At 63.0% G+C, this 22456-nt stretch carries 25 protein-coding genes; 6 read left to right on the forward strand and 19 right to left on the reverse strand.

The genetic code is table 11. The features are described 5' to 3' along the window. Positions 1–99: 99 nt before the first annotated feature. Both AC5ZG1_RS28895 and AC5ZG1_RS28900 read right to left on the reverse strand, forming a co-directional pair. On the reverse strand, positions 100–1299 hold the full coding sequence (locus AC5ZG1_RS28895; RefSeq protein WP_496134799.1) for a CaiB/BaiF CoA transferase family protein: 1200 nt from the start codon (positions 1297–1299) through the stop codon (positions 100–102). Positions 1300–1349: 50 nt separating this feature from the next. After that, a complete protein-coding gene (locus tag AC5ZG1_RS28900) occupies positions 1350–1973 on the reverse strand; it encodes a 2-hydroxychromene-2-carboxylate isomerase (RefSeq protein ID WP_210384874.1) in 624 nt (207 codons plus the stop codon). A gap of 201 nt (positions 1974–2174) precedes the next feature. Between AC5ZG1_RS28900 and AC5ZG1_RS28905 the strand changes: the two genes are divergently transcribed. After that, positions 2175–3014 carry a VOC family protein gene (locus AC5ZG1_RS28905; protein ID WP_496134800.1) on the forward strand — a complete coding sequence of 280 codons (840 nt, stop codon included), beginning with the start codon at positions 2175–2177 and terminating at the stop codon, positions 3012–3014. A 32-nt stretch (positions 3015–3046) separates the two neighbouring features. Here the strand turns inward: AC5ZG1_RS28905 and AC5ZG1_RS28910 are convergent, their stop codons facing one another. Continuing rightward, on the reverse strand, positions 3047–3610 hold the full coding sequence (locus AC5ZG1_RS28910; RefSeq protein WP_496134801.1) for a DUF2478 domain-containing protein: 564 nt from the start codon (positions 3608–3610) through the stop codon (positions 3047–3049). A 190-nt stretch (positions 3611–3800) separates the two neighbouring features. Between AC5ZG1_RS28910 and AC5ZG1_RS28915 the strand changes: the two genes are divergently transcribed. Next, positions 3801–4178 (forward strand): hypothetical protein, encoded by a 378-nt coding sequence (locus AC5ZG1_RS28915; RefSeq protein ID WP_463326853.1) that lies wholly within the window; start codon positions 3801–3803, stop codon positions 4176–4178. An 8-nt stretch (positions 4179–4186) separates the two neighbouring features. On the opposite strand, the gene AC5ZG1_RS28920 is transcribed toward AC5ZG1_RS28915, so the two are convergent. From AC5ZG1_RS28920 to AC5ZG1_RS28930, 3 genes are all read right to left on the reverse strand, one after another. Next, the gene (locus tag AC5ZG1_RS28920; protein WP_028168618.1) at positions 4187–4555 is read right to left on the reverse strand and encodes a winged helix-turn-helix domain-containing protein; all 369 of its coding nucleotides are present in this window, start codon (positions 4553–4555) and stop codon (positions 4187–4189) included. 141 nt (positions 4556–4696) lie between these two features. Continuing rightward, positions 4697–5692: an SMP-30/gluconolactonase/LRE family protein gene (locus AC5ZG1_RS28925; protein WP_496134802.1), complete on the reverse strand. Its 996-nt coding sequence runs from the start codon at positions 5690–5692 to the stop codon at positions 4697–4699. Between the two features lie 213 nt (positions 5693–5905). After that, on the reverse strand, positions 5906–6484 hold the full coding sequence (locus AC5ZG1_RS28930) for a GlcG/HbpS family heme-binding protein (protein WP_496134803.1): 579 nt from the start codon (positions 6482–6484) through the stop codon (positions 5906–5908). Positions 6485–6666: 182 nt separating this feature from the next. On the opposite strand from AC5ZG1_RS28930, the gene AC5ZG1_RS28935 reads away from it, so the two are divergent. The 3 genes from AC5ZG1_RS28935 to AC5ZG1_RS28945 all read left to right on the forward strand — a co-directional run bounded on the left by AC5ZG1_RS28935 (position 6667) and on the right by AC5ZG1_RS28945 (position 8765). Then, positions 6667–6882: a dodecin family protein gene (locus AC5ZG1_RS28935; RefSeq protein WP_028168620.1), complete on the forward strand. Its 216-nt coding sequence runs from the start codon at positions 6667–6669 to the stop codon at positions 6880–6882. A gap of 259 nt (positions 6883–7141) precedes the next feature. Beyond that, entirely contained in the window at positions 7142–8287 is a 1146-nt protein-coding gene (locus AC5ZG1_RS28940; protein WP_496134804.1) for a GGDEF domain-containing protein, read from the forward strand. A gap of 211 nt (positions 8288–8498) precedes the next feature. After that, entirely contained in the window at positions 8499–8765 is a 267-nt protein-coding gene (locus tag AC5ZG1_RS28945; protein WP_496134805.1) for a hypothetical protein, read from the forward strand. Positions 8766–8815: 50 nt separating this feature from the next. Here the strand turns inward: AC5ZG1_RS28945 and AC5ZG1_RS28950 are convergent, their stop codons facing one another. The 4 genes from AC5ZG1_RS28950 to AC5ZG1_RS28965 all read right to left on the reverse strand — a co-directional run bounded on the left by AC5ZG1_RS28950 (position 8816) and on the right by AC5ZG1_RS28965 (position 12968). Next, the gene (locus AC5ZG1_RS28950) at positions 8816–9010 is read right to left on the reverse strand and encodes a hypothetical protein (protein ID WP_027577817.1); all 195 of its coding nucleotides are present in this window, start codon (positions 9008–9010) and stop codon (positions 8816–8818) included. Between the two features lie 214 nt (positions 9011–9224). Beyond that, positions 9225–10394, reverse strand: a complete 1170-nt coding sequence (locus tag AC5ZG1_RS28955; protein WP_496134806.1) for an acyltransferase family protein — start codon at positions 10392–10394, stop codon at positions 9225–9227. Positions 10395–10530: 136 nt separating this feature from the next. Then, positions 10531–12144, reverse strand: coding sequence for an acyl-CoA synthetase (locus tag AC5ZG1_RS28960; protein ID WP_496134807.1), 1614 nt, complete (start codon positions 12142–12144; stop codon positions 10531–10533). 56 nt (positions 12145–12200) lie between these two features. Continuing rightward, positions 12201–12968 (reverse strand): FadR/GntR family transcriptional regulator, encoded by a 768-nt coding sequence (locus AC5ZG1_RS28965; RefSeq protein ID WP_208820458.1) that lies wholly within the window; start codon positions 12966–12968, stop codon positions 12201–12203. Positions 12969–13121: 153 nt separating this feature from the next. On the opposite strand from AC5ZG1_RS28965, the gene AC5ZG1_RS28970 reads away from it, so the two are divergent. Then, positions 13122–14336, forward strand: a complete 1215-nt coding sequence (locus tag AC5ZG1_RS28970) for an ABC transporter substrate-binding protein (RefSeq protein ID WP_496134808.1) — start codon at positions 13122–13124, stop codon at positions 14334–14336. A gap of 316 nt (positions 14337–14652) precedes the next feature. On the opposite strand, the gene AC5ZG1_RS28975 is transcribed toward AC5ZG1_RS28970, so the two are convergent. The 9 genes from AC5ZG1_RS28975 to ccoO form a co-directional block, all read right to left on the reverse strand. After that, the gene (locus AC5ZG1_RS28975; protein WP_028168626.1) at positions 14653–15507 is read right to left on the reverse strand and encodes a 3-hydroxybutyryl-CoA dehydrogenase; all 855 of its coding nucleotides are present in this window, start codon (positions 15505–15507) and stop codon (positions 14653–14655) included. Between the two features lie 172 nt (positions 15508–15679). Next, the gene (locus tag AC5ZG1_RS28980) at positions 15680–16126 is read right to left on the reverse strand and encodes a hypothetical protein (protein ID WP_496134809.1); all 447 of its coding nucleotides are present in this window, start codon (positions 16124–16126) and stop codon (positions 15680–15682) included. Between the two features lie 67 nt (positions 16127–16193). Beyond that, positions 16194–16379 (reverse strand): cbb3-type cytochrome oxidase assembly protein CcoS, encoded by a 186-nt coding sequence (ccoS, locus tag AC5ZG1_RS28985; protein WP_208820454.1) that lies wholly within the window; start codon positions 16377–16379, stop codon positions 16194–16196. Next, a complete protein-coding gene (locus AC5ZG1_RS28990) occupies positions 16379–18571 on the reverse strand; it encodes a cation-translocating P-type ATPase (RefSeq protein ID WP_496134810.1) in 2193 nt (730 codons plus the stop codon). The genes ccoS and AC5ZG1_RS28990 overlap by 1 nt, the downstream gene beginning before the upstream one ends. Before the next feature lie 9 nt (positions 18572–18580). Further along, a complete protein-coding gene (locus tag AC5ZG1_RS28995; RefSeq protein ID WP_463326863.1) occupies positions 18581–19081 on the reverse strand; it encodes a FixH family protein in 501 nt (166 codons plus the stop codon). A gap of 20 nt (positions 19082–19101) precedes the next feature. After that, positions 19102–20565, reverse strand: a complete 1464-nt coding sequence (ccoG, locus tag AC5ZG1_RS29000; protein WP_496134811.1) for a cytochrome c oxidase accessory protein CcoG — start codon at positions 20563–20565, stop codon at positions 19102–19104. Positions 20566–20659: 94 nt separating this feature from the next. Beyond that, positions 20660–21529 (reverse strand): cytochrome-c oxidase, cbb3-type subunit III, encoded by an 870-nt coding sequence (gene ccoP / locus AC5ZG1_RS29005; protein ID WP_130228531.1) that lies wholly within the window; start codon positions 21527–21529, stop codon positions 20660–20662. Positions 21530–21535: 6 nt separating this feature from the next. Then, entirely contained in the window at positions 21536–21700 is a 165-nt protein-coding gene (locus AC5ZG1_RS29010) for a cbb3-type cytochrome oxidase subunit 3 (RefSeq protein WP_028168632.1), read from the reverse strand. 11 nt (positions 21701–21711) lie between these two features. Further along, positions 21712–22446: a cytochrome-c oxidase, cbb3-type subunit II gene (gene ccoO / locus AC5ZG1_RS29015; protein ID WP_496134812.1), complete on the reverse strand. Its 735-nt coding sequence runs from the start codon at positions 22444–22446 to the stop codon at positions 21712–21714. Positions 22447–22456: the final 10 nt, after the last annotated feature.

The raw sequence follows: 22456 nt of genomic DNA on the forward strand, positions 1-22456 counted from the left end.
TTGTAGGGTGGGCAAAGCGCAGCGTGCCCACCATCCACGTTCGGTGCAAGCAAGGTGGGCACGCTTCGCTTTGCCCACCCTACAGCTCCGCGACAGCGCTTACACCGCCACCCGCACGGCCTTTTCGCTGACCATCCGATCGATCGCCGCGTCGTCATAGCCGAGCTCGCGCAACACTTCGCGCGAATGCTCGCCGACGCGGGGTGCCGGTCCGCCAATCGACGCCTCGTTGACTTCGAAACGCGCCGCTGGCTTGGGCTGCCGCACGCGCCCGACCTTGGGCTGGTCGAATTCGGTGATGATGTCGCGCGCCACCACCTGCTCGTTATGGATGATCTCGGCGCGGCGCAGGATCGGCGCGCAGGGAACATCGGTGGCGTCGAGCCGCTCCAGCCATTCGGCCGTGGTGTGCTGCGCGATATATTCGGCCATCTTGTTGATGCGCGCCGTCGCATTCACCGATCGCGCGGAAGGCGTCGCAAAGCGCGGATCCTTGGCGAGCTCGGGATCGCCGGTGGCGCGGCAAAAGCCCTGCCATTCGGAATCCGAGATCGTGCCGGCAGTGATGTAGCCGTCGCTGGTCTTGAACACGAGATCCGGCCGGTCATTCGGATCGGCGGCGGTCTCTTCGGCGCCGACCACCGTGTATTGCATCATGCCTTCCGGCCACAGATACGAGATCATCGCATCCAGCATCGCGACCCGGATGTGATCGCCCTGCCCTGTCTTCTCGCGGGCATAGAGCGCGGCCGCCACCGCCTGCGCCGTCATCACCGCCGTGGTCTTGTCGCAGACGATGGTGCGGATCATCTGCGGACGGTTCGTAATGGGCTGCGACTGGATGTCGGCGAATCCAGACAATCCCTGGATGATCGGATCGTACACCCGCTTCTTCACATAGGGACCGGTCTCGCCGACCCCGCTGATCGAGACATAGATCAAGCGCGGATGGCGCTGGCGGAGTTCATCCGCGCCGAGGCCGAGCCGCTCCATGGTGCCGGGCCGAAAATTCTGCACCAGCACGTCGGCCTGCGCGACGAGCTTGGCCAGCACCTCGCGGCCGGCCTCGCTCTTGACGTCGATCGCGAGCGAGCGCTTGCCGCGGTTGGAGGAAATGAACAGCGCCGAGAACTCGCCGGACTTGTCTATGGTGGCGCGGCTGCGGCGGGTGATGTCGCCGCCAACAGGCTCGATCTTGAGAACGTCGGCGCCCTGGTCGGCGAGGAACATGGTCGCGAACGGCCCCGACACCACGCCGGTCAGATCCAATACGCGTACGCCATTGAGAGGGCCCGGCATCACGTTCTCCTTATTTGTTCAGCAATCTCCGGCCGCCGCGACCAGGCCGCTCACGCGCTCTTGGCCAACTGCCTTGTCTGCTCGACGATGGATTCCTCGACGTCGCGAAGCTGGTCCTTGCCGAAGAACATCTCCTTGCCGACGAAGAAGGTCGGCGAACCGAACGCGCCGCGGTTGACCGCGTCTGCCGTCAGGTCGATCAGCCGCTTCTTGACGTCGTCCTGCTGCGCCCGTGCGATCAGCCTGTCGGCGTCCAGGCCGGAAGATTTGAGCGCGGCGCGAACCACTTCGACGTCATCCATCTTCTTCGGCTCCTCCCACATGTGATGGAAGGCCGCACGGAAATAGGGCTCGAATACGCCTTCGAATTGCGCAGCGACCGCGCCACGCATCAGCATCAGGGTGATGACCGGGAAGAACGGGTTCGATCGATAGGTCGTGATGTTGTGGCGGCGGATGAAGCGCTCGGTCTCCAGCGCCATGTATTCCGGCTTGTTCTTGATGCCGCGCAGTGAATCCGCCGGCGACATATTGCCGGTCGCCTTGAAAATTCCGCCGAGCAGGACCGGCACATAATCGAACTTCACGCCGGTGCGCTGTTCGATCGAAGGAATCACGAGTTCCGCCAGATAGGCGTTCGGGCTGCCGAAATCGAAATGGAATTCAACCTTCAAGGGATTTCCCACCGGCCTCTCCTCGCGGGCATCCGTTATTCTCCGCCTGCCACGCGCAGGCGATCTGGAGCCATGCCCTGGCTAGTCCTCGTCATACAGTTCCAAAAATGAACTGTCAATTCTCGAGACCGTCCAATATGCTGCTGCGACCGAAGCTCGAAGCATTGTGCGGCGGAGCCGGCCTCTCAGGGAGCGCCCCTCATGATCACGACCCTCGACCACACCAGCGTCCTGGTTCACGATCTCGACACCGGCATTGCCGCTTATCGCGAGGTGCTCGCGAGGGAGCCGGCGTTTCGCGCCAGAACTGATGGCGTCGAAAGCGCGTTCTTCGTTTTGGACAACGCCACCTTTCGGGTCGCGGCACCCAACGGCGAAGGCGCGTTCGGTGCGCGCGCCCGCGCCGTCCTTGCCGAGAGCGGCGAAGGCCTGTGGTGTCTGGACTTTGCGGTCGACGACATCGAAAAGAGTTATCGGCGATTGAAACATATCTCGCTGCAGCCGGACGATGTCGCCGACATCACCTGGAGCGATTTTGCGACCGACACGATGCTCTCCTGGAAGCGGAACGGCTTGCCGGCCGAACAATCACATGGCGTACCGATCCGCTTCAGCAAGCTTCTATCCGAAGCGGCCCGCTCCACAGCGACAGCGCCGGCTGCCGTTCGCAGGATGGACCTGGTGGTGGTTGCGACCGACGAGCCGGAGCGCGCGATAGCGCTCTACGGCGCGCGTCTCGGGTTGGAGCTGATCTTCGACCGCGCCGACGCAAAGAGCAAAAGCCGATTGATGCAATTCGCCTGCGGCGACATGCTGATCGAAGTTGTCCACCGTCCGGCCGAGGGCGACGCGCGCAAGGCGGACCGCCTCTGGGGCATCGCCTGGTCGGTCGACGATGCCGACGCCGCCCGCGAGCGGCTGCTGCGCGCCGGCCGCAACGTGTCCGATGTCAAGGCCGGTGCCAAGCCGGGAACGCGGGTGTTCGCCCTCCGCGACGGCACGTGCAACGTCCCCACCCTGTTCGTGCAGCATCTTTCGTAAGAGCCGTAGGCCAGAGCCTTCCAGCGCTCACGTCATTTCAACACTTCGCAAACCGTCTGTTGTTCGATGCCCGCCGGCCTCGGATATCGCGCCGAGACGTTGTTCCACCATGCATCGAGCGTATCGCGGTCGCAGCGGAGGCGGACGCTCATGCCGTCGGCGAACTTGATCCAATGGGCAAAGCGGTGACTGGGCACCGCGATCACGACCGGGATGTCCGCGCTCAGCGCACGCTCGACCAGATAGCAAAGGCCCTTGCCCTCGCATTCCTGCCGGCCGAAGCGGTTGACGATCAGCACGTCCGCGCCGCGATCGATCGCCGCCGCGATCCGCTCGCCCGCATCGAGCAACTGGCCGACGTCAAGCCGGCAGCCGGCCGAGCAACTGCCGAGGTCCTGGAATAGCTGCAGCTCTTCGCCGGTATGGACCAGCATGGCGGACAGGCCGGCATCGAGGCAGTGGTGGCCGAGCTGCACAATCCCGACCGCGCGATATCCGGCTCTGTTCAGGCTGGCGGCGAAATCGCGCAGGATCTCGTCGGGATCCTGATGCTGCTCATACACGAGCGCAGCAAGATCGCATTGGGAGTCGAACATGGCGGGCCTCATCTCCATTTGCGACGGGCCCCCGGTCCGGGCTCCGTTATATCCGTCACCATATCACGTCTCGGCGGTTTCCGGCCATACCCGTGACGCGGCGCGGCAGGGTCAAGAAAGACGGGCTGGACGCCCGGGATCGCATCGATATATCCTTATGGATATAACGTATATTTGTTCGGAGCCTATGATGCAGATCGACACCCAGGCCCTGACGACGTGCGAAGTCGCCGCTGATGGCGCCGTTTCGCTTGGCTTCGTCGATTCCGCCGGTAATCCCGCGACCCTGCGGCTTTCGCTCAACCAGGTCGGCACGCTGGTGATGACCCTGCCGGGATTGCTCGACAAGGCGCTGCAGCGCCGCTACGGCGACGGCAGCCTCCGCTACGCTTATCCGCTGGATTCCTGGATGGTCGAGCAATCGAGCGATCCGAGCGTGCGCATGGTGACGCTGCGGACGGTGGATGGGTTCAGCGTCTGCTTCTCGGTTCTGCGCGAGCAGCAGAACTCCTTGGGAGAGGCGATCGCGGCCGAACCGCAGCAAGGCGTGACGCTGCGCACGAACTGACGGCGGCATCACGCCTTGCGGGCGATATCGGTCTGCAAGGCCGCCAGTTCCTTGCGCACCGCGCTCGCTGCATCGCGCTCGATCTTGCGATAGCGCGCGACCAGGGAGAGGCCGAACGGCGTCAACATTGCGCCGCCGCCATTCTTGCCGCCGGTCTGCCGCTCGACTGCCGGATGCCGGCAGATCCGGTTGATCTCGTCGACCAGGTCCCACGCCCGCTTGTAGGACATCTCCATGGCGCGGCCGGCGGCCGAAATCGACCCGCAATCGCGGATATGCTCAAGCAACTGGATCTTGCCGGGCCCGATCCGCTCGTCGCTATCGAGATCGATGCGAACGCTCAAATGTGGAAGCGATTTGGCGCCCAGTTTTGACATGCAGAATCCGTTGGTTGCGTCTGCCCCCTAGAATGCCATTGAAGCTTTTCACGGACAAGATGAGCGCCGGCCGATAGCGCCACGATTGACGTCGGCCGGCGCCGTCTCTTCTAACCTAGACTAGAGCAAGTCGCTCAACTGTTACTTTAACGGAACGGGCGTGATCGCGAATGGACCGGGATCTTTCCCCTTATTGGGACCGATGAGGTAGGACAGCTTGCCCTCGGCGATCCATCCGGTGTTGCCGACCTGGGTCACCGAAACGGGCTCGGCAAGACCGTCCTTGATGACATCGACCTTGGCCTCATCGCCCGTCACCGCGACCTTGTCGAGCCGGCCTGCGCCTTCGACCAGCAGGAAGTCGCCGCCGAACGCGCGCATGGCGTCCGCGTGATCCAGCGGACGGGACGGCTTCAACTCGGTGATCTCCCCCGCCTTGCCGTCCTTGACCGCGATCTTGAACAGTTTGGCGGGAATAAAGGTCGTGACGTAGAGATGGCCGTCCGATCCGACCGCGATGCCGTCGAGCCCGACCCCGTCCTTGGCCGGCGCCAGCAGCGGATCGGTCGCCCACACGTCGAGCGCCGTGCCGCCTGGCTTCAGGCTGTAGATATACGGCGCGAAGGAGTCGGTGACGTAAGCGGTTCCGTCACCGCCGATCGCGATGTCGTTGCAAAGCGATTTCGGATCCTTGAGCTGAAAGCTCGCCTTCGGGGCGCCGGTGGCGAGATCGAAGGTTTTCAGCCAGGCGCCCTTGGTCTCGCTGGGACCGGCAACGCCCGAACCGCTCAGGTCGTTGGAACAGACGTACAAGGTGCGGCTCTTTTCATCGGCGAGCACGCCGAGCACCGAACGGCTGCCGTCGGCGCCGGGCGAGATGAACTGCTCGGTTTTTCCGCCCGGTGCCGCCTTTATGACGCCGCCCAGGTTGAAGCTTCCGATATAGAGCGTGCCGTCGCTGGTGGCGGTTACGCTCTCCGGATGGCTCTTGTCGGGGACGCCGATCGGCGTCTCCGCACGCGCCGTGCCGAGCATGAGCAATATCAACCCGGCCGCGCCGAGCGCCCATGCATTACGGTTCTTGAGCAAGTCTCCCTGTCGCAGCGAGCACAGGGCAACGCTGTCATTCTGTTTCATGTTTTGGTTCCTGATGGACGTGGGGTGGACGAGGCAATGCCTCGAACGAACGATCATCGATCGATGATCGTTCACTGCGCGTCCTGCAGGACCGGAACTCCGTAGCTCTTCCGGCCCGGCTGTTCGCCCTCGATGTATAGCGCAACATACAACGATGCGAAAGCCGCCGCTGTCGTACGGATCGCCTCGGCGATCTCGCTCGCGCTTCAGGCGTCATTTGCGATTGAGAGCCTCGATGCCCGCCTGGCAGACGACGGCGTCCTGCACGCCTGCTCCTCCGCTGCATCCAATGGCGCCGATGACCTTGCCTTCGCTGATGATTGGCATGCCACCTGGCGAAGCGACCAGCGTTGGATCGAGCGTCATCACGTAGGGATGGCCGGTCTCCGTCAGATCGAACATGCCCTTGGTGTCGCGCCGAAAGCGCGCGGCGGTGCGCGCCTTGTTCTGGGCGATGGTTGGCGATGCCAACATGGTATCGTCCATTTTCACGAAATAGGTCAGGTCGCCCGATGGCGATACGACCGCGATGGCCATCTTCCACCCCCGCTTGGATGCTTCCGCAAACGCGGCTTCCACCGCTTGTCGGGCAAGATCGAGCGAAATCGGCGTCCCATAGGGAATGTCGGCGGGCATCTTCTCGGGCACGCCGGGCGGGAGCGGTTGCTGTGCCGATGCCGCTCCTGCGGTGAGCGCCGCCACACAGGCGATGATCCAAGTTGCAAAACCATGACGGAAGCCGAAAGGAACAAAAGCAAACAGCCGTAACGCCGGGAAACGCAAACAAATCATGATAAAACCCCAGTTGTGGCCGCAAGATCAAAGCACAACTTGAGGCTGATCCTCAAGTTTCCGAACGATTTGTCCTGCCGCCGGCGATCCGGGCGCGTCCTTTCAACGCCGATATCGTGATGCTAGTTTCGACCGCGGCAGGGAGCACCTGCTTCCTGCTTCATTCCGGACAGGAGGACGACATGCCTGAGAGCGTCTACAAGGTCATCGAACTGATCGGCACCAGCAACGAATCCTGGGAAAAGGCCGCGGCCAACGCGGTCAGCCAAGCGGCAAAATCGCTCCGAGATCTTCGCGTCGCAGAGGTTGTCAAACTCGATCTGCAACTGGACGCCAAGGGGCAAGTCGAGGCCTACCGCGCCAAGCTCAACGTATCCTTCAAGTTCGAGGGCTCCTGACATTTTCGCAACCTCGCCCCGCTCGCGGGGCGAGGTTGAACTCGATCGCAGTCCGCTTCCACGCTGATCTCGATTCGAGATTTCGGAGTATCCAGTATCCCCCTCTTTTCGCTCAAGAAATCCGCTGCGCCAATTTGATGGTTTTCAACCGATAGCGATAACCATTTGATTACCGTGCACTGCAAACGAGCTGCGCCTCCACCATTTGGGTAACGATCGGTGACGTATAAGGCGCCGATCCCAACCACGGCCCGGCGTCATGCTTCTCGACCAGTTTTCGATCCTCGTCGCCATCGGCTTCTCGGGCGCCTCCCTTGGACTGACGCTCTGCATGATGTGGGTCGTCGGAAAATCCGAGACCCACCTGCTAAGCTGGTCGATCGGCCTTGTCTTTATCGTCGCCGGAGTGGCGTTCTTTGGCACTGTCATTCAAGGGTACGACGCCAATCTGCTGCTCGTGTCCTTCGTGCTGCTGATATGCGGCTTCGGACTGCTCTACGCGGGCTCGGCCAAATTCTGCTCAAGTCGGTTCAATTGGTTCACCGTATTCGCCGTGGTCGGCCTCGGCATTCTGTCCACATCGGCCACATTCGCGTTTGGCTATTCCGGCACCGGGACGATTGCTGCAAATGTCGTGATCGGCATGCTGCTGCTTATGACCGCTTTCCAGTACTGGACAGCGCGCGCCGAATCCCCGCTCCTGATGTCCGCCAATGCGACGCTCTATCTGATCGCCTCAGCATCGTTCATCGCGTGTGGCTATGCCCTCGCCGAGCAAGGCCAGTTCGTCCTGACCGCTCGTCCATCCAATTGGGCCGAAGACATTAATTCCATCGTCGTGATCGCTGGCTTGACCGGCATCGGCACATTATCGCTCACCCTCAATCAGGCGCGGATCGCGAACCGGCATAAGTCGGAAGCCATGACCGACGCCTTGACCGGACTCTTGAATCGCCGCGCGCTGTTTGACGGTCCGCCCGCCCATGTCCCGGTTGGCACCGCCGTCGTCGCGATGGATCTGGACCACTTCAAGACCATCAACGATCGGTTCGGACACGATTCCGGCGACCGGACGTTGAAGGCCTTTGCCGAAATCATCACCGCAAATATCCGTTCAGACGACCTGGCCGCGCGAATAGGCGGCGAAGAATTCTGCATCGTGATGCTGAACTCGAGTCCAAGGGCCTCGGCAGCCGTTGCCGAGCGCATCAGAGCGCAGATCGAGGCGATGTCCGTCCCTACTCCTTTGGGCCCCATCCAGACGACCGTAAGCGGTGGAATTGCCTACGCCACCGGATCGGAGACGATCCAGTCGCTACTGATCCGCGCCGATGAAGCCCTCTATGAAGCGAAGACCTCCGGCCGCAATCGCGTGAAACTCTCGGAGTTCGGGTTGGCTGCTTAGGCGCCACCATCGCGGGCTCATACTCAAATAATGAGCGGACGCTTGAGGCAAACTCAACCTCGTCGGCACGCGCCGGAGTTCGTGATCGTACGACCGCGCCGACCTCGCGCCTGATTGAAACGATGTGACAGAGTATTCCTTTAATCGGTCGATCGCTTCTCCATCTCCACAGAGAATCCTGTAGGCTCTTCGTATCCGATGGAGAAATTGAGTGAGCAAGCCTGTACTTCTCCCGGCGGCACTGATCGCCGCAGCCATGTTCGCAACTCCCGCTCTGGCTCGCGAAAATCATATGAGCTCGCGGCACCTCACGGAGAACCCCGACGCAAATGCCACGATCGGCGCGGGTTATAGTGACTGGCGCCTTTGCTACGGCAACCTTGCTGGCGATTTGCATCGTGAACTCTGCGGTTACGAGGGCCGCGATATGTGGGGACAATGGGGCGGCTACTACGGGCCCATGGTTCACGTGCCTTGACGTGTTCGGCGTACGGGATGGATCGCCGCGCGGTAAGCTCGGCGCAAGAATTATTTCCTGAATACCTGCTTTGACGGGGCGTCGAACCTAGCTACGGGCCGATCCATCTGCCAGAGCTCCACATCGTGGCTGTCGACAAGACGCTCGGCGGATTTGATGGCCGAATCATCATCGACACAATCGATCCGAACCACTCCAATCGACCGGCCGTGCAGTCCAACAATGTATGCATGATAGACCGTCATCTTGGCCTCCAAGCAGCGTGAACGCCGCGCGGGTGAATTTGCTGGTCCTGACCCTCAGAGTGGACAATCATCTTCTGTCCCTGTCGCCACGGCTAGACCGAACGCTTGCCCGGAAGGTGAATGGCAAGGCGTGTAAATTCCATGGGGACTGCTTTGTCCTCTTATAAAGGCCGCATAGTGCCGTCCGGCTCAGATCGGCCTTCCTGACCACGGGTCAGATCATACGCGCGACGATCGGAATCCTTCGCAGCAGGATGGTCGCGCCCCAACTGACGAAGAGTGTGCCGAGGAAGACGATCGCGAATTTGGCAAACACCGGCAGCGGCGGATCGTAGACGAGATACTGCAGCCAGATCAGCGGAACGAAATGCACGAGATAGATGCCGTAGGCCGAAGGCTGCATCGCATCGAGGAACCGAAACCGTGATTGCGCAAAGTGCAGGAACAGCGCGGGCACCGTGAAAGTCATTGCCGCGTTGAACATCGCAAAGGCCAGTCCATAGGCTATCTGCCACCATAGCGGCGGCGAACGGAAATCCGGCAGCACGCTGTGATGGACATAGACCAGGAGCAGGATGACGCCATAGAATGCGAGCGCACACGTGAGCCACAGCATCCAGCGCTTCGCTACCTCGCCGCTTTCCGCCAGCAGCCCGCCTCTCAGGCTGATGGCACCGACCGCAACGCCGGTGAAGAAGTAGCCGGTGTACAGCAGGATGCGGCTGGTCTGGATCGGCAGCGGATAGTGGCCGGGCACGAACCACGCGGAATCGCCGAACTCCAGGTGCAGCGGCAGATAGACGACGATCGAGAAGATAAGGAACGCAGCGAAGGCCGCCATCGGCCGCTGACGAAAGCCATCGACCAATCGCCCGAGCGCCGGGATCGCGCCGGGCGCCGCGGCCCAAAGCAACGCGGCGATCGCGTCCAGCGCAAGCAGCACCCACAGGAACCAGGCCGACCCCGATGACCACGGGCCGACGGTGACCATATGCCAATAGAACTGCGGGAAACTGAGCTCCGTTACATGGTAGCGGTAATAAGCGATCGGCATCAGCACAAAGATCGATACCAGATACGGAATACCCAGCCGACAGGCACGGCTACCGAGGAAGTTCGCCGGCCCCCTCCGCGCCAGGCTGTCGTGAACGAACAGGCCCGAGATGAAGAACATGCAGGCCATGAAGAAACTGTCGTTGAACAGCGCGATCAGGTCGAAGCCGATCCATCGCATCCGGTCGCCGCCGATACCGAAATAGGTGTAGTTGATTACGCCGTGATACAGCACCACCAGGAAGGTGATGAAGGTGCGCGCACGGTCGAGCGGAACGATGCGTGTCCCGGTCGTCCCGGCCAGCTCGGTGGCATGGGATTTCTTGAGCATCGGCCCCTGCGTGTCGCAATGACGCTGCGTCGCTGCCGCAGCATATCACGGCAGCGACGCAACCATACACCGTCGGCCAAGGGAATCCGATCAGCTATGGCGGCGTAAGCCGTTCACGCCCGTTTGAATCGGCTGCTCAGCCCGCAAAATTTTTCTGAATCGCACGATCGAGTGTTTCATTTCCAAGAAAGCGCTTGCGCAATTCGCGCTTCAGCAATTTGCCGCTCGGGTTCTTCGGCAGGCTGTCCACGAAGATCACGCGCTTCGGCACCTTGAAATGCGCCATCTGGCTGGCGCAATGTCTGATGACGGTCTCCTCATCCAGCGTGTCGCCGCTCTTGACCACAACGATCGCGGTCACCGCCTCGATCCAGCGCGGGTCCGGCAGGCCAACCACCGCGACTTCGGAGACCGCCGGCAGCCGATAGACCATCTCCTCGACCTCGCGGCTTGCGACATTCTCGCCGCCGGTCTTGATCATGTCCTTGACGCGGTCGACGACGGTGACGTGCCCCTCGGCATCGACGGTCGCCAGGTCGCCGCTGTGGAACCAGCCCCCGGCAAAGGCCGCCTCCGTCTTGGCCGGATCATTGTAGTAGCCGGACAACAGATGCGGCGAGCGGTGGACGATCTCGCCGACCTCGCCCACCTTGACGTCCCGCATCTCGGCATTCACCACGCGGGTCTCGACATTGAGCGCGGGCTTGCCCGCCGATCCCGCCTTGGGCAACTGATCCTCGGGCTTCAGCACGGTCGCGAGCGGCGCGATCTCGGTCTGGCCGTAGAAATTCCAGAACTTCACGCCGGGCAAACGCCGCTGCAGTTCGAGCAGCACCTCCACCGGCATGATGGACGCGCCGTAATAGCCCTTTTGCAGACTCGAGAGATCGGTCTTGTCGAACGCCGGCGAGCGCAGCATCGCAATCCAGATCGTCGGCGGCGCAAAGAAGGCGTTGATCCTGTGGGCCGCGATCAGCGAGAGGATGTGATCCGGCACAGGCTTGCCGGTGATCACGTTGGTCGCGCCGAGATAGATGCCAGGCCCGAGGAAGACGTCGAGCTGTGCGCAATGATAGAGCGGCAGCGCGTGCAGGATAGTGTCCTCCGCCGCCATGCCGCCATCGATGATGCAGCTCACATATTGCCACATCACCGCTTCATGGGTGAGGACGGCGCCCTTGGGCAGCGACTCCGTACCACTGGTATAGATGATCTGCGCGATGTCGCGGCTGTCGACGGAAGCCTCGAGCGGCGAGGCGCCGGCCGCAAGCAGGTCCGCAAAGGTCGTGACGTCCTTCGGCGGCTCCGTGGCATCCTCGCCCGGGAGCCAGATCAGTTGCTCGACCTTCGTGCCCTTGACGGTCGCAGCGCGGCCGGCCTCGACGAGATCAGGGCCGACGGCGAGCAGCCTCGCGCCGGAATTGGCGAGGATGAAATTGATCTCGTCCGGGTTCAGCATGAAATTGATCGGCACCAGGATCGCGCCGATCTTGGCGAGCGCAAAGCGCAGCGCCGCAAAGGCATGCGAGTTGCGTGACAGCACCGCGACGCGATCGCCCTTCGTCACCCCGAGCCCGCCGAGGCCACGACCCAGGCGATTGCAGATCGCATCCATCTCCGCATAGGTCCATCTCACGTCGCCGCAGATCAGCGCCGTCTTGTCGGGATAGCGCCGGGCCGAGCGGCGCAGCAGGTCGCCGATGCTTTGCTCGCGCGCCTTCTGGATCGTCGTGGTGATGTCCGCGGTCATGTTTCCCTCCCTGAACGTCCGCTGTTTGTTTGTGGTTCGGACGATGCGTTGTCGTTCTATCTACGTCGAACCGCTTGTGCATGCTCCATGTACATATGTTCGACCGACCGGTCGAGCGAAGCGATCCGCTCGAAGCCGCGGCGCCAGTCCTGCAGGTGACGCCGGGTCCACTGCACGCCCGCCGCCTTGTCACGCCGCCGGATCGCCTCGAGCAGATGGCGATGCGCCTCGACCAGGCGCGTGGCGCCCTGCGCGCCATGGCTCACGATCATCTCGGTGGTCGGAAAGAACAATTGCGCGGCCGGCTCGCGCGCGAGCTGCAGCACGCGGTTGTGCGAGGCTTTTGCCACCAGCACGTGGAAATCGGCGTCGCATTCGGCAAGCGCCGCGGGATCGGCGATCACCTGCTCGCTCCGCGCCAGGTTGTCGGCGAGTTCGGCGATGTCCTCCTCGGTAGCCCGTTCGACCGCGCATTCCGTGCTCGCGATCTCGAGCGTCATCGACACCTCGAACAATTCGCGGAAGGTGACCTCGTGGAGCACCAATGCGCGGCTGAGGCGCGTCGCGAGCTTGTTGTAGCGCGGCAGGCAGGCCTGCAGGCGGCGGCTGGAATCGCGCCGCAGCAGACCGCCTTCCTCCAGCACCCGGATTCCCTCGCGCACCGTCGAGCGGTTGACGCCAAATTGCCGCACCAGCTCAAGCTCGGTCCCGATCGGGTCTCCCGGCTTGATCCGGCCGCTGACGATCTCGCGTTCGATCGCGTCCGCCACCTTCTGGTAGGCGGGCGCGACGTCGATCCGTCGAAACAGCGGCGAAGCGGGCAAAGGTGGCCTCAATGTTGGTTGTCCGACAAAGTAGTCCGGCCGCGACGATGCGTCAATTCGGCCGCGCGGACCTTCTTATCGACAGCCGATTGACTTCCCCGGAACCCAAATCTACTTTGTCCGACAAACTGATAAAAACACGGAGGAGACCCCATGAAGCCCATCGCAAGGATGGTGTCGACGGCTTGCCTGTTGTCGGCGGTATTGATCGCATCAGCGTCCGCTCAGCAGCCAGCCGCGACGCCGCTGAAGATCGGCGTGCTCACCGATTTCTCGTCGGTCTATTCCGACATCGGCGGCGCCGGGAATGTCGAAGCGACCAAGATGGCGATCGATGAGTTCGGCGGCACCATGTTCGGCAAACCGATCGAGATCGTCTCCGCCGACGTGCTGAACAAGCCTGACATCGCGGCTACCATGGCGCGCAAATGGTGGGAGAACGAAGGCGTCGACATGATCATCGATTTGCCGACCTCCGCCACCGCGCTCGCGGTGATGGAATTGTCCAAGCAGCACGAAAAGATCATGATCGTCACGGACGCCGCGAGCTCCGATATCACCGGCAAATCCTGCGGCCCCTACGTCGCGCACTGGACCTACGACACCTATTCCAACGCCCACACGGTCGGCAGCGCCATCGTCAAGAATGGCGGGGATAGCTGGTTCTTCATCACCGCGGACTATCTGTTCGGCCACTCGATCGAGCGCGACACCGGCGATGTCGTGAAGTCCGCCGGCGGCAAGGTGCTCGGCAGCGTCAAGCATCCGCTCAACACGCCGGATTTCTCCTCCTTCCTGCTGCAGGCACAGGCCTCCAAGGCCAAGATCATCGGCCTCGCCAATGGCGGCGGCGACACTATCAACACGATCAAGCAGGCCGGCGAATTCGGCATCGTCGCCGGCGGCCAGAATCTCGCAGCGATCGTGATGTTCATCTCTGATGTGCACAGCCTCGGGCTGAAGCTCGCGCAAGGCCTGATCGTCACCGAGGCCTATTACTGGGACCTCAACGACAGGACCCGCGCCTTCGGCAAGCGCTTCTTCGAGCGCATGAAGCGGATGCCGACGATGAATCAGGCCGCGACCTACAGCGCCACTCTGCATTACCTCAAAGCCGTGCAGGCCGCGGGCACCAAAGAAACAAAGCCCGTGATGGCCAAGATGCGCGAGATGCCGGTGCGCGACGCCTTCACCGACAACGGCGTGCTGCGCGCCGACGGCCGCATGGTGCACAGCATGTTCCTGTTCGAGGTAAAGAAGCCCGAGGAATCCAAAGCGCCTTGGGACTATTACAAAGTGCTGGCCGAGGTGCCCGGCGACCAGGCATTCCGCCCGCTGAAGGACGGCGGCTGCCCGCTGGTGAAGTGAATGGATTTAGTTACGCGGCTTCCCTTCTCCCCTTGTGGGAGAAGGTGGCGCGCATGAAATGCGCGACGTATGAGGGGTTCTCTCCGCGGGCGACAGCGCAGGCGGAGAGAACCCCTCACCGAAGCGAGTTCGTTGCAGGCACCTGAGCCGCCCTCTCCCACAAGGGGCGAGGGCACATCAACTGGCATCGCGCCTAAGCCTCCGACATTGCAACGAAGTCGTAGGGTAGGCAAAGCGAAGCGTGCCCACCATCACGAGCGGAGTGCTAGAAGGTGGACACCGCGCAAGCGCCTTTGCCCACCCTACAACGCCTGGCTCACGCCTTGCCGTAGTCGTAAAAGCCCTTGCCAGTCTTGCGGCCGAGATAGCCGGCGTCGACCATCTCCTTGAGGAGCGGTGCGGCGCGATATTTCGGATCGTTGAAGCCCTTGTAGAACACGTCCATCACCGAGAGCATGGTGTCGAGCCCGATCAGGTCGGCCAGCGCCAGCGGGCCGATCGGGTGGTTGCAGCCGAGCTTCATGCCGGCATCGATCTCCTCGGCGGTGGCGATGCCTTCCTGCAGCGCGAAGATCGCCTCGTTGATCATCGGACACAGGATGCGGTTGACCGCGAAGCCCGGGCTGTTCTTGGCTGTGATCGCGACCTTGCCGACGCGCTTTGCAAATGCTTCCGCTTTGGCCAGCGTATCGTCCGAGGTCTGCAGGCCGCGGATCAGTTCGAGCAGCGCCATCACCGGCACCGGATTGAAGAAGTGCATGCCGATGAAACGGTCGGGCCGGTCGGTCGCGGTGGCAAGCTTGGTGATCGAGATCGAAGACGTGTTGGTGGCGATCACCGCCCGCGGGTTCAGCGTCGCGCTGAGATCCTTCAGGATCTTGAGCTTCAATTCCTCGTTCTCGGTCGCCGCCTCGATCACGAGGTCGCAGGCGGCAAGCTTGGCCTTGTCGGTGGTCGCATTGATGCGCCCGAGCGCGGCGTTCTTGTCGGCCTCGGTCATCTTCTCCTTCTTGACCAGGCGGTCCAGGCTGCTGCCGACCGTCGCCAGCCCGCGCTGCACGGCCGCGTCCGAGATATCGACCATCACCACCTGAAGCCCGGCGGCGGCGCTGACTTGGGCGATGCCGTTGCCCATAGTGCCCGCCCCGATGATGCCAACGGTTTCGATCATTGCTCGTATCCTTCTCGTAAAACGCGCAAGGCCTTGCGCCCGCGCACACAGACGGTTGCGGCGACCAGCCGGCCGCCGCCGATGCCCATGGTTAGCAGGGCCTCGCGTCCAAGGATACGGTGCAGTTTGGCGTGCCGGCGCCGGTTCGATCGGGGAGACGAAGCGTTCCCGCTCAGCAGCAGCAGGGCCCGCGGAGCTGGAGTTCGGTCTGATCGGGCTTCGTCTCGAGCGAATCGATCGTATAGGTATTGGCGCAATATTCGCGATGATGCAGGGCGGCGGTTCCGGCCTCGAGCTCGCTTTGGCAGCGGGATTTCTCGATGCAGAGCGCGCACACCCGCCTCATGTCGTGCAGCACGCCCGGCTCTTGGCGCTTGATGGCAACTTCGTCGATCCCCAGCGTCTTCAGCATCTTCGGCAATTCGTCGGCACCATGACGCCCCCGGGCAACCAGCGTCTCGAGCTGGGCCGGCGAGATGCGGAGATCGTGCGCCACGGAACAGGCTTCGGCCGGGCTGAGGCCGCGGATTTCGCCGATGTCACGGAACCTTTCGAGGAAGCCCGTGAGCTTGCCGATCAGCCTGGCCGCAATCGACTCCGTCTGTGTTGCCGCTGCCATATTACCCTCCCGTAGTTCTGAGCAGGTTGACTATCGGCCCATGCAAAGCGGCCGTCATTGCGCCAGATCAAACGCCACGATGCGCGGCCGATGGCCCCGGGGTGGTTGGCGTCTCGTCATCGTCGGAGATCGCCCGCCAGGCGGCGCCTTCGAGATCGTCATACTGGCCGTTCTTCAGCGACCACAGGAATCCGAGCAATCCAAACAGGCCAAGCAGCAGCGCCAGCGGCACCAGGAACGCGATCACTTCCATCACACCTGCTCCTGCCGCACCCGACGTCCGCGCAGCGCGTTGCACATCACCAGGATCGAAGAGCCCGACATCGCCGCGGCCGCGATCAGCGGCGTCACGAAGCCCAGGATCGCGATCGGCACGGCGAGGAAGTTGTAGCCGACGGCGAGATAGAGGTTCTGCCGCATCAGCCGCAGCGCTTTGCGCGAATAGTCGATCGCCGCGATCACCGGCGCCAGCGGCTTGCCGAGGAAGACGAGATCTGCGGTCGCCTGGCTCAGATGCGCGGCCGAGATCGGCGACATCGAGACATGCGCGGCCGCAAGCGACGGCGCGTCGTTCAAGCCGTCACCGACCATCATCACCTTGACGCCCTGCCGCTTCAATTGCTCGATGCGCGCGATCTTGTCCGATGGCAGCACGCCGGCACGCCACTCGGGAATGCCAAGCGTCTCGGCCGCAGCCCGCACCGCGGGTTCGCGATCTCCCGACAATATCTCGACCGCGATGCCGCGCCGCTGCAGGGCCGCGACGGTTTCGCATGCATCCGGTCGCAGACCCTGGCGGACCGCGAACACGTAGCGCTTCTTGCCGCGGGCAAACGCGACCACGGACGCCTCGGGATCGCGGCTCAGAATCTCGTCTGCGAGATCCTCGGCGTTGCAGAAGGAAGGACGGCCGAGCCTGACCTCTTCGCCGCCGAAGCTGCCGCGCACCCCCTGCCCCGGCTCTTCCGTGACGCCGGGCAGCGGCGATTTCGCACCGGCCGCGCGCGCCAGCGCCGCGGCAACCGGATGGTGGCTTGCCAGCGCGAGCCGGCCCGCCAGTTCGAACACATCGGCCGGCACGGCAGTGGAATTCACCACATCCAGTTCCGGCAAGGTCAGCGTTCCCGTCTTGTCGAAGATGACGTAGTCGACCTCGGCGACACGCTCGATGGCATCGCCCGAATTGATCAGCACGCCGGCGCGGAACATCGCCCCCGCGGCAATCGTCTGCACCGTTGGGATCGCCAGTCCCAGCGCACAGGGACAGGTGATGATGAGCACCGCGATCGCGGTGATGACGGAATCGTGCAAGCTCGCGCCGGCGATCAGCCAGCCGATCATGGTCAAGAGCGCGGTTGCATGCACCGCCGGCGCATAGAGCCGCGACGCGCGGTCAGCGAGCTGCACATAGCGCGAGCGCGCCTGCACGGCGTGGTCGAGCAATCGCTGGATCTCCGCCAGCAGCGTGCCTTCCGCCGCCGCCGACACGCGGATGCGCAGCGCGCCCGAGATGTTAAGCGAACCGGCATAGACCGCGCTGCCCGCCTCGACCGCCGCATGCCGCGTCTCGCCGGTGATCAGGCTCTGGTCGATCTCCGACCGGCCCTCGATCACGATGCCGTCGACCGCGCAGCGCTCGCCTGGCCGCAGCAGCACGGTATCGCCGGCCCGGATCGCCGCCGCCGGCACCACCGAAATCTCGTCCGGTCCGATGAACTTCGTCGCAGTCTCGGCCTTGAGCGCGGCGAGATTGCCGGCGACCGCGCGGGTACGCCGCCGCATGTTCTGGTCGAGATACCGTCCCACCAGGAGGAAGGTGAGCAGCATGATAGCCGCATCGAAATAGGCGTGGTCGGCATGTCCGATAGTCTCGACGATGGACATGCCGAGCGCCAGGATCACGCCGATGCTGATCGGCACGTCCATGTTGACATTGCCCGCGCGCAGCGCGTTGAACGCCGAGCGGAAGAAGGGCTGGCCGGCATAGGCGGCCGCCGGCAGCGCGATCAGCGCCGACATCCAGTGGAAGAAATCGCGCTGCTCCGGCAGCATGTCGCTGACATTGCCGGACCACACCGGGATCGACAGCATCATCACGTTCATAGTCGCGAACGCCGCAACTCCGAGGCAGCGTAGCAGGAAGCGCGAGTTCTCGACCTCGGCGGCTTCAGCGCTCACCGTCTCGAACGGATAGGCCTTGTAGCCGAGCTCGGCGAGCCGATCGATGAAGTTGCCGGGGTCGAGTGCGCCCTCCTTCCACTCCAGCGCCACGCGGCGGTCAGTGAGATTCACGCGCGCCAAGGTCACATCGGGAATCGCCGAAAGCCCGCGCTCGATCTTTGACATGCAGCCGGCGCAGTTGACGCCCTCGACCGCGAGGTCGATATGCGCCAATCCCGAGCCGAGATGCTTGACGTAGTGCGAAAAGTCCCGTGTCGCCTGCATCACGCCCTCTTAGTTCAGCACCACGCGGTTCCTCGAGAGGAACACGCGCCGGCCATCGGCTTCGCTTTCGAGCACCAGCTCCCATTGTCCGGGGCCGATCGCGCTGCCCTTGCCGAGGTAGCGACCGCCGCCGGCTTCCGACAGCTCGATCGCCTGGTCGGCGCGCCGGTCGGTCGGGCGCTCCAGGCGGGAGGTGAACTGCAATCCGATGAGCGGCCTGCCATTGCCATCACGCGCTTCGACTTCGAGCGCTGTGCCGCCACCGGCATCGCGCGCCAGATGCGCGTCGACCTTCCAGTTGCGGGCGTCCTGCTCGCGCGCGGCGACGATCTCTTTCTCATAGGCGAGGCTCGCCGCGTAGGCGCTGTCGACGTCGGTGCCGGGCAGCGTCAAGGTCGCCAGCTTGATCATGGTGACGTTGACGCCGATCACAACGCCGAAGAATGCGACCAGCATGACGAGCACCTTGCGGCCGGTCAGCGGTTTCTCCGATCCATATTCCCTATTCATGGCGGCACTGCTTCTTCCCGTTATGGCGCGACGAAATTGTCGGTGGCGGACGCGACTTCGCCGAGACCGATGTCGGTGACGCGGAATTTCACCGGGATCGACTTCTCGGGATTCCGGTCGGACGGCGCGGTGACGAGCACGCGCAGCTCGGTTGTGCCGTCGCGCCCAAGCACGATCATGGGACGATCGGGCGTGATCGAATCGCCGCCGACGACATGGAGCTTGGCATCCTGCGGGCCGTCGATGTCGATCGCCACCACACGGTCGAAACCACGCTTGTTGAGGAAGCGGACCGTATAGGCATTGCGGATCGAGCCGTCGCTGAGCTTCACCGCGACCGGATTGCGGTCGTGCAGCACGTTGATGTCGAGCAGCGAACGCGTCGCGAGCGTATAGAGCATGATGCCGCCGACGAGTGCGATCAGCGCGGCGTAGATGATGGTGCGCGGCCGCACGATGCGATAGATCGGCGCTTTGCCCTCGATCCGGCGCTGGATGTTGATGTCGTTGTCGTAGCCGATCAGCCGCGTCGGCCGGTTGATCTTCTTCATCACATTGTCGCAGGCGTCGATGCACAACCCGCACTGGATGCAGTCGAGCTGCGGCCCGTTGCGGATATCGATGCCGACCGGACAGACGGCGACGCACTGATAGCAGTCGACGCAGTCGCCGGCGTGCTGGCCGAGCGCGCGCAGGTCGTTCGCCTTCTTCACCGACATGCGCTTTTCGCCGCGGTCGTAGCGATAGGTGACGTTGAGCGCCCATTCGTCCGTCAGCGCCGCCTGGATGCGCGGCCACGGGCACATATAGACGCAGACCTGCTCCCGCATGAAGCCGGCGAGCAGATAGGTCGTCGCGGTCAGGATCGCGATCCAGATATAGGCGATCGCCGGCGCCTGGAAGGTGACGAGCTCTTTGACGAGCGTCGGCGCGTCGGTGAAATAGAGCACCCAGGCGCCGCCGGTCCACCAGGCGATCATCAGCCAGATCGAATGCTTGAGCACGAGCTCGGAGATGCGTTCCAGCGTCCAGCGATGCGCGGATGCATCCTTCTTCATCCGCTCGCGCCGGTCACCCTCGACCAGGCGCTCGACCGCGTAGAACAGGTCGGTCCAGACCGTCTGCGGGCAGAGATAGCCGCACCAGATGCGGCCGCCGACCGAGTTCATCAGGAACAGCGTGATCGCGGCGAGAATCAAGAGGCCGGTGAAGTAATAGACTTCTTGCGGCCACAGCTCGATGAAAAAGAAATAGAAGCGGCTGTTCGGCAGGTCGATCAGCACCGCCTGATCGTGCGCGGCGAGGCCGCGATTCCAGCGCACAAACGGCAGGAAATAATAGATGCCGAGGCAGAACGCCATCAGGCCCCATTTGATCCGACGGAAGGTCCCGGAGACCTTCTGCGGGTAGACCTTCTTGCGCGCCGCATAAAGCGGCCCGACGTCTTCGACTTGGTCAGGGTCTATCTGGACGATCTTGTTCATGGGCCGGGGATTCTTCTGGCATCGTGGGAGGAGAGGCTAACCCCTCCTCCCGTGCCTTAGTTGATCCAGCGCAAACAGGCGGTCTATCCGCCGCTTATTTACCGCCGCCCAGCGTATGCACGTAGACCGCAAGCGCCTTGATGGTGGACGGATCGAGCCGGCCGACCCAGGCCGGCATCACGCCGGAACGGCCGTTGGTGATGGTCTCGATCACGGTGGCCTCGTCCGAGCCGTAGAGCCAGATCTTGTCGGTGAGATCGGGCGCACCGAGCTCCTGGTTGCCTTTGCCGTTCTCGCCGTGACAGGTCGAGCAATTATCGGCAAACAGCTTGGCGCCGGCGGCGGCATTGTAGCCCGGGCTCGTCGGCAGGCCCGAGAGCGAACGGACATAATTGGCGACCGTGACGATCTCGTCCTTCTTCAGGATGCCATCCTTGCCGAAGGCGAGCATCGCGCCCTCATGCGCCTTGGCGTGGCCGGAGCGCGCGCCAAACTGGATGGTCTGCTGGATCTGCTCGAGCGAGCCGCCCCACAGCCAGTCGTCGTCGTTCAGGTTCGGAAAACCCTTGGCGCCGGCGCCGCCCGAGCCGTGGCACGGCGCGCAATTGTCACCGAAGGCCGCCTTGCCGCGGGCGCGCGCGAGCGCCAGCAGTGCCGGATCCTTCTCGATGTCCTCCAGCGACGCCGCGCCGAGCGCGACCATCTTGTCGCCGCGGATCTTCTCGAGGTTGGCCAGTTCGACGCCGACATCGGCCCGCGACGAATAGTTGATCAGCCCGTTGGTGTGGCTCCACAACAGCGGCCAGGCCGGGTACACCACCCAGTAGCCGATCGCCCAGATGATAGTGGCGTAGAAGGTCAACACCCACCAGCGCGGCAACGGCGTGTTGAGTTCCTTGATGCCGTCCCACTGGTGACCGGTCGTGGTCTTGCCGGAGACTTGATCGAGTTCGGTTTCAGCCATGGTCTCTCACTCCTCCCGCAACGGTATCCGCGATGCCTCATCGAAGGCGGCCTGGTTGCGGGGCCAGAGCGCATAGATCACGATCGCGACGAACAGGCCGACGAAGATCGGCGTCCACACGCTCGTCACGAGATTCGACGCCAGATTGTGAACTGTCAGAATTGCTTTCATCGTCCGGCCTCTCAGCGAAGATTGGCTTTTTCGTTGTAGAGCTTGAAGTCGACCAGCGTGCCGAGCATCTGTAAGTACGCGACCAGCGCATCCATCTCGGTCGGTGCTCCGCCCTTGCCGTCGAAATTGCGGATCACAGCCTTCGGATAGCGTTTGGTGAAAGCATCGGTGCCGGTATTGTCAGGATCAGCCTGCGCCTTCAGGTCGGCGACTGCGTTGGCGATCTGCTCGTCGGTATAGGGCACGCCGACCGCGCGGTTGGTCCTGAGGTGATCGGCAATCGCCTCGGGATCGAGCTCGGTCTTTGCAAGGAAGGGATAGCCCGGCATCACCGACTGCGGCACGATCGCGCGCGGATTGGTCAGGTGGGTGACGTGCCACTCGTCCGAATATTTGGCGCCGACCCGCGCCAAGTCAGGCCCGGTACGCTTCGAGCCCCACTGGAACGGATGATCGTACATGCTCTCGGCAGCAAGCGAGAAGTGGCCGTAGCGCTCGACCTCGTCACGCAACGGCCGGATCATCTGCGAGTGGCAGAGATAGCAGCCTTCGCGCACATAGATGTTGCGGCCGGCGAGCTCGAGCGGCGTGTACGGCCTGACGCCGTCGACCACCTCGATCGTGCTCTTGAGGTAGAACAGCGGCGTGATCTCGACCAGGCCGCCGATCGCGATCACGACCAGAATGCCCGCGATCAGGATGATCGAGTTCTTTTCGAAGATTTGGTGGCGGGTCCAGAAGGACATCTTGAGCTCC

This window comes from Bradyrhizobium sp. Leo78 (assembly GCF_059512425.1).